Source organism: Kitasatospora sp. NPDC054795, from assembly GCF_053611565.1.
In genome coordinates this window covers 1-6046 of record NZ_JBSHAP010000240.1, presented here as the reverse complement: position 1 = coordinate 6046, position 6046 = coordinate 1, and the positions used below count along the sequence as shown (strand labels likewise).

The following is a 6046-nucleotide window of genomic DNA, read 5'->3' as shown; positions in this document are numbered from 1 at the left end:
GCCGAGCCCGGGCGCGGCGGCGCCGCCGGCGGGCGGACCCGCGCCGCAGCCGACCGGCGACCCGGCCGCGGCGCCGGACGCGCCCGTGCAGTCGGCCGGTGCGCCGGCGGCTCCCGTGCAGCCCCCGGCACCGGTCCAGACCCCGGCGCAGCCCACGCCGGGGGGCGTGCCGGCCGGGTACCACGAGTACAAGGACCCGAGCGGCTTCTCGGTCGTGCTGCCGGACGGTCTGCAGCCGACGGCGTCCGACGCCAACCGGCGGATCTTCAAGAACGCGGCGGACGGCAGCCAGCTGCGGATCGAGTGGACCACGTCGCCCGGCGCGAGCGCGGTCGCCGACTGGCAGGAGTCGGAGCCGAGTGTCCGCGGGCAGGTCACCAACTACCAGCGGCTGAACCTGGCGGCGATCACCTACCGGCAGTGGAGCAACGCCGCGGACTGGGAGTGGACCAACGGCACGCCCAAAATGCACTCGCTCAACCGCGGCTTCGTGACCGGGACCCCGGCCAAGTACGGGTACTCGATCTACTGGATCGTCCCGGACGCCGAGTGGGCCGCCCAGGCCCCGGTCCGGGACGTCGTCTTCAACAGCTTCCAGCCCGCGCCGTAGACGGGCTCTAACCGATCAGGCGCTGCTTGGCGCGGGTGAACTCGTCCTCGGTGAGGGCACCGGAGGTGCGCAGGGCGGCCAGCCGTTCGAGCTGGCCGATGAGCTGTTCGCCGGTGGCGGCTCCGGCCGGTGCGGCGGGCAGGGCCTTCGGGGTGTTGCGGGCGGTGCGGGCGGCGGCCCGGAGCCGCTCGGCGAAGAACTCGGCCTTGACCACGTCCTCGAAGCGGTGCGAGCCGGTGAGCGCCACCACCAGGAGCACTTCGCCGTTGAGCTTGGTGCGGGTCACGGTGACGTCGCTGACGGCGGCGAGCGGAACCGGGACCGGCGGCTTGCCGTCCTTCAGGAACAGGAGCCGATGGGTGGTCAGCACGAGCACTCCCTTGCGGAAGTGCTCGGGGTGGCGCCCGGCGGTGGAGGCGACCGGTTTCTCGCCGTCGATGACGGTCGCCTCCACGGCGCGGACGGCCTCGGCCTGGTTGGCCTTGCTGCTGTTCCCGGACGCCTCGAGGGCGGTGTCGATCAGATCGGTCCAGTCCATGGATCGAGCCTAAGGGAGCCGCTCAGTAGGCTGGTCGGCGAGCGAGAGGAACTGGCATGCGAGGCGGCCCCGAGCTGTTGCTGGCGGGACGGTACCGGCTGACGGACCGTCCCGGACCGCTGAGCGCCCACGCGGTGGACGAGCGGACCGGAGAATCGGTGCTGCTGAGCGCCCTGGAGCTGCCGGGGCTGCTGACGGTGGGGCAGGATCCGGAGGACGCCGCCGCGGCACAGGCGGACCGCCTGGTGCGGCGGGTGGCGGCGGTCGGTTCGGCCGCGCCGGTCGCGCACCCGCGGCTGCTGCGGGGGGTCGGCGCGTTCGTCGAGGGCGAGCTGCTGTGGACGGTGGAGGAGCGGCCGGCCGGGTGGACGGTGGCCGAGCTGCTCGCCGAGGGGCCGCTGCCGCCCTACCGGGCGGCCGAGTTGGCGGCGGACCTGGCGGGCGCGCTGCGGGCGCTGCACGCGGCCGGGCTGACCCACGGCGACCTGACCGCGGAGTCCGTGCTGGTCTGCGAGGACGGTGCGGCGATGCTCGGCGGACTGCTCGCCGGGGTGGCGCAGGAGGCGCTGGCCGAGGAGCTCGGCGGGCCGGCCGGGCGGCGCCGGTACGAGGTACGGGCGACCCTGGTCGGTCCGGTGGCGGAGCGTTGGCCGCTGGACGGCGGCCCGGCGGGCGACTGCTGGGCGCTCGGGGTGCTGGTGCAGCGGATGGTCACCGGCCGCGCGCCGTACCCGGAGCGGAACGTGCCGGAGCTGGTGACGGCCGTACGGGACGGGCAGCGCGAGCCCTCGGTGGTGTGCGGGCCGCTCGGGCCGCTGGTGGAGCGGCTGTTGCAGGCCGATCCGGTGCAGCGGCCGACGGCGGAGGCGGTGCGCGGGGAGCTGGCGGAGCTGTTGGCGGGGGCGCCGGAGCCGGTCGACGAGGAGCGGCTGGCGGCGATCGCGGTGCCGGCGCCGCCGGTGTCGGGGCAGCCCCGCCGGCGGGGCGGGAGGACCGGGGGCCCCGGGGGCGGCAGGAGTGCCCGAAAGGGCGGGAACGGCGGGGACTTCGGGGCAGGAAACGGCGCGAAGCCGCCCCGGATACCCCCGGCCCTATTGGGCCCGCTGTTGGTCGGTGGAGTGTTCGCGCTGCTCGCGCTGGGAATTGTCGCGGTGGTGCTGTTCGCGGGCTGACGGTCCGCTGGGATTCCGGTCCTGCGGTTCAGCGGGTGGGCATGATTACCCGGGGCGGCAAGGTGCGCCTAATGTGTGCGTGGGATTTGTTCGAACAGTGGTCTGCACCAGGCCCTCCGTCGCTGTGACGGCTGGCGGAGTGTGTGGGGGAGCGGGCGCAGATGGGTGTGCAGGACCGGCCGGAGGCGGCCGAGGCGGAGCGGTTGCTGGCCGGGCGGTACGAGCTCGGCGAGCGGCTCGGCCGGGGCGGCATGGGCACCGTCTGGCGGGCCTGGGACCGGATGCTCGACCGCGAGGTCGCGGTCAAGGAGCTGACCGTCAACCACCTGCCCGAGGAGGACCTCCAGATCCTGCACACCCGGATGAAGCGCGAGGCCAGCGCGGCCGCGCGGATCAAGCACCCCGGTGTGATCACCGTGCACGACGTGCTGGAGCAGGACGGCCGGCCGTGGATCGTGATGGAGCTGGTCGACGGCCGCTCGCTGGCCGACGTGATCAGCCAGGACGGCACCCTGCAGCCGCGCGCCGCCGCCGAGGTCGGCAGCCAGGTACTGGCCGCGCTGCACCGGGGCCACCAGCTGGGCGTGCTGCACCGGGACGTGAAGCCGGCCAACGTGCTGCTGGAGCGCGGCACCGGGCGGGTGGTGCTGCTGGACTTCGGCATCGCGAAGTACGAGGGCTCGACCGAGCTGACCCGGCCGGGGGACCTGGTCGGGTCGCCGGACTACCTGGCGCCGGAGCGTGCCCAGGGTGAGCGGCCCGGGCCGGCCTCCGACCTGTGGGGCCTCGGGGCGACGCTGTACGCGGCGGTCGAGGGCCAGTCGCCGTTCCGGCGGGATTCGCCGATCAGCACGCTCGCCGCGGTGGTCGACGAGCCGCTGCCGGAGTCGCGGCGGGCCGGGCCGCTGGGGCCGGTGCTGGCCGCGCTGATGGCCAAGGACCCGGCCGAGCGGCCCACCGCGGACGAGGCGGCCAAGATGCTGGCCGAGGTGCAGGCCGGGCACACGATGGGCCTGAAGTCGGTCGCGGCGGTGCGCACGCCCACCCGGTCGGTGCCGGTGGTGGACCGCAGCGAGGGCCCGGTGCCCGAGGCGGAGCCGGCCGAGGGCTCCGAGGAGCCGACCGAGCCGAAGGCCGCCGCACCCGCCGTTCCCGCAACGTCCGTCGTCCCCGCCGAACCGGACACCGCCGGGGGCGCACAGGCCGCTGCCCGGGCGCACACCGGGCCCGTCGCGCCGGTACCGCACTCCGTCACGCCCGAGCGGGGACCGGCCAAGCGCCGCAGCCTGCTGAAGATCGTCGGCATCGCGGTGGCCGTCGGCCTGCTGGCCGCCGCGGGTACCTTCCTCGTCACCCGGCACGTGGTCGGCGGCGACAGCCCCAACGATCCGACGCCGACTGCCGCGGAGTCCACCGGGCCCGAACCCACCAGTGACGCCACCCCCGCGGTGGCCCCGCCCAGCGGCTACCACTGGGTCGACGACCCGGCCGGCTTCCGCTTCCCGCTGCCGAACGGCACCCCGCCCTGGCAGCGGATCAGCGCCGGGGACAACCAGATCTTCTACAGCCCCGACGGCAAGGTGCACTACCTCCAGTTCGCCGTCACCGTCGGCCAGTCGGTCAAGCCGCTGGAGCACATGCGGCAGATGGAGACCAGCGTCTCCAAGTCGCTCAAGGACTACAAGCAGCACCGGATGGCCGGCACGGCGGTGAAGGGCCAGGAGGCGGCGGTCTGGGAGTTCAGCTACCTGGCCAAGGACGGCGGCCGCCGGCGCGCGATCGAGACCGAGTTCATCAGCCAGGACGGCACCAGCTACGCGATCTACTCGTCCAGCCCGGAGCGGGGCAGCGAGTGGAACGAGGCCGAGCAGCGCTTCTACGCCGTGCTCAACAGCTTCACCCCGACCCGCTGACCGGGGCCGGTCGAGGCGCCCGCTTTCACCCGACTGCGGCAGATTCTTGTTACCGACGGGTACCGGACCGGGCGCCGAACGCCTAGGCTGCGCCGTATGTCGGACCTCACAGCAGACGCAGTGGCCACCGAACACCCCGGCACGGGCAATCCGGCGGCACCCGGCGGTGCGCGGACCGTCGCCGCGGCCGTCCCGCCGTCCCTGGTCGCCAAGCTGGCGACCGGCGTCACCGCCACCGGCGAGCCCGACCTGGTGGAGACCGTCGCCCCGCTGACCGGCGAGCGGCTGGCCAGCCTGCCGCAGTCCACCCCGGCCGACGTCGAGGTCGCCTTCCAGCTGGCCCGCCGCGCCCAGGCCGCCTGGGCCGCGCTGCCGGTGCGCCGCCGGGCCGCCGTCCTGCTGCGCTTCCACGACCTGCTGCTCAAGCGGCAGGACGAGGTGCTGGACCTCGTCCAGGCGGAGACCGGCAAGGCCCGGCTGCACGCCTTCGAGGAGGTGCTGGCCGTCGCCATGGCCGCCCGGCACTACGGACGGGCCGCGCACGGGTACCTCCGGGACAAGCGGCGCGGCGGCGCGCTGCCGGTGCTCACCCAGGCCGTCGAGGCCCGCCGGCCCAAGGGCGTGATCGGCCACATCTCGCCGTGGAACTACCCGCTGGAGCTGTCCGTCGGCGACGCCCTGCCCGCCTTCGTGGCCGGCAACGCGGTGGTCAACAAGCCCGACACCCAGACCGCGCTGACCGCGCTGTGGGCCCGCGAGCTGCTGATCGAGGCCGGGCTGCCGGCCGACCTGTGGCAGATCGTGATCGGCGACGGCCCGGTGATCGGCCCCGCCGTGGTGGAGCACGCCGACTACGTCTCGTTCACCGGCTCCACCCGTACCGGCCGCGACGTCGCCCAGCGCGCCGCCGCCCGGCTGGTCGGCGCCTCGCTCGAACTCGGCGGGAAGAACGCCATGCTGGTGCTCGCCGACGCCGACCTCGACGCGGCCGCCGCCGGCGCCGTGCGGGCCTGCTTCTCCTCCGCCGGACAGCTGTGCATCTCGATCGAGCGGCTGCTGGTGCACCGCTCGGTGGCCGACGAGTTCCTGGAGCGCTTCGCCGCCCGCACCCGGGCGCTGCGCCTCGGCGGCGGCCTCGCGTACGGCGCCGACATGGGCTCGCTGGTCTCCGTCCGCCAGCTGGAGACCACCACCCGGCACGTCGACGAGGCGGTCAAGGCGGGCGCCACCGTGGTGGCCGGCGGACGGGCCCGGCCGGACCTCGGTCCGTTCTTCTTCGAGCCGACCATCCTCGACGGCGTCACCCCGGACATGGCGGTCTGCGCCGAGGAGACCTTCGGCCCGGTCGTCTCCGTCTACCGCTTCGACACCGACGAGGAGGCGGTGGCCGCCGCCAACTCCACGCCGTACGGCCTCAACTCCAGCGTCTGGACCAGGGACCTGCGGCGCGGCCGGACGGTCGCGGCCCGGCTGCGCACCGGCACGGTCAACGTCAACGAGGCGTACGCCGCCGCGTACGGCTCGATCGCCTCGCCGATGGGCGGGATGGGCGACTCCGGGCTGGGCCGCCGGCACGGCGCCGAGGGCATCCTGCGCTTCACCGAGGCGCAGACCATCGCGACCCAGCGGCTGATGCCGATCGCGCCCTCGTTCGGCCTGGACGACAAGCAGTTCGCCGCGGTGATGACCGGCGGCCTGCGGGCGCTCAAGGCGCTGCGCTTCAAGTAGGCCCGCTTCACGTGGGCCCGCTTCACTGGGCCCGCTTCACTGGGCCCGCTTCGCGTGGGCCCGGGCGGCGGGCCGGGCCCCGCAG

At 74.8% G+C, this 6046-nt stretch carries 4 protein-coding genes and 1 pseudogene; 4 read left to right on the top strand and 1 reads right to left on the bottom strand.

Features of this window, described 5'->3' with window-relative positions; all coding sequences use genetic code 11:
• A pseudogene (locus ACWGJO_RS40625) lies at window positions 1-610 on the top strand (hypothetical protein); the annotation flags it as partial.
• A gap of 7 nt (window positions 611-617) precedes the next feature.
• Here the strand turns inward: ACWGJO_RS40625 and ACWGJO_RS40620 are convergent.
• Window positions 618-1148 (bottom strand): SHOCT domain-containing protein, encoded by a 531-nt coding sequence (locus tag ACWGJO_RS40620; protein ID WP_452190829.1) that lies wholly within the window; start codon window positions 1146-1148, stop codon window positions 618-620.
• A gap of 56 nt (window positions 1149-1204) precedes the next feature.
• Here ACWGJO_RS40620 and ACWGJO_RS40615 point away from each other — a divergent pair, with 56 nt between their 5' ends.
• The 3 genes from ACWGJO_RS40615 to ACWGJO_RS40605 all read left to right on the top strand — a co-directional run bounded on the left by ACWGJO_RS40615 (window position 1205) and on the right by ACWGJO_RS40605 (window position 5961).
• A complete protein-coding gene (locus ACWGJO_RS40615) occupies window positions 1205-2320 on the top strand; it encodes a protein kinase domain-containing protein (protein WP_452190828.1) in 1116 nt (371 codons plus the stop codon).
• A gap of 161 nt (window positions 2321-2481) precedes the next feature.
• Window positions 2482-4233: a serine/threonine-protein kinase gene (locus ACWGJO_RS40610; RefSeq protein WP_452190827.1), complete on the top strand. Its 1752-nt coding sequence runs from the start codon at window positions 2482-2484 to the stop codon at window positions 4231-4233.
• A gap of 96 nt (window positions 4234-4329) precedes the next feature.
• Window positions 4330-5961 (top strand): succinic semialdehyde dehydrogenase, encoded by a 1632-nt coding sequence (locus ACWGJO_RS40605; protein ID WP_452190826.1) that lies wholly within the window; start codon window positions 4330-4332, stop codon window positions 5959-5961.
• The last annotated feature ends 85 nt before the right edge of the window (window positions 5962-6046 follow it).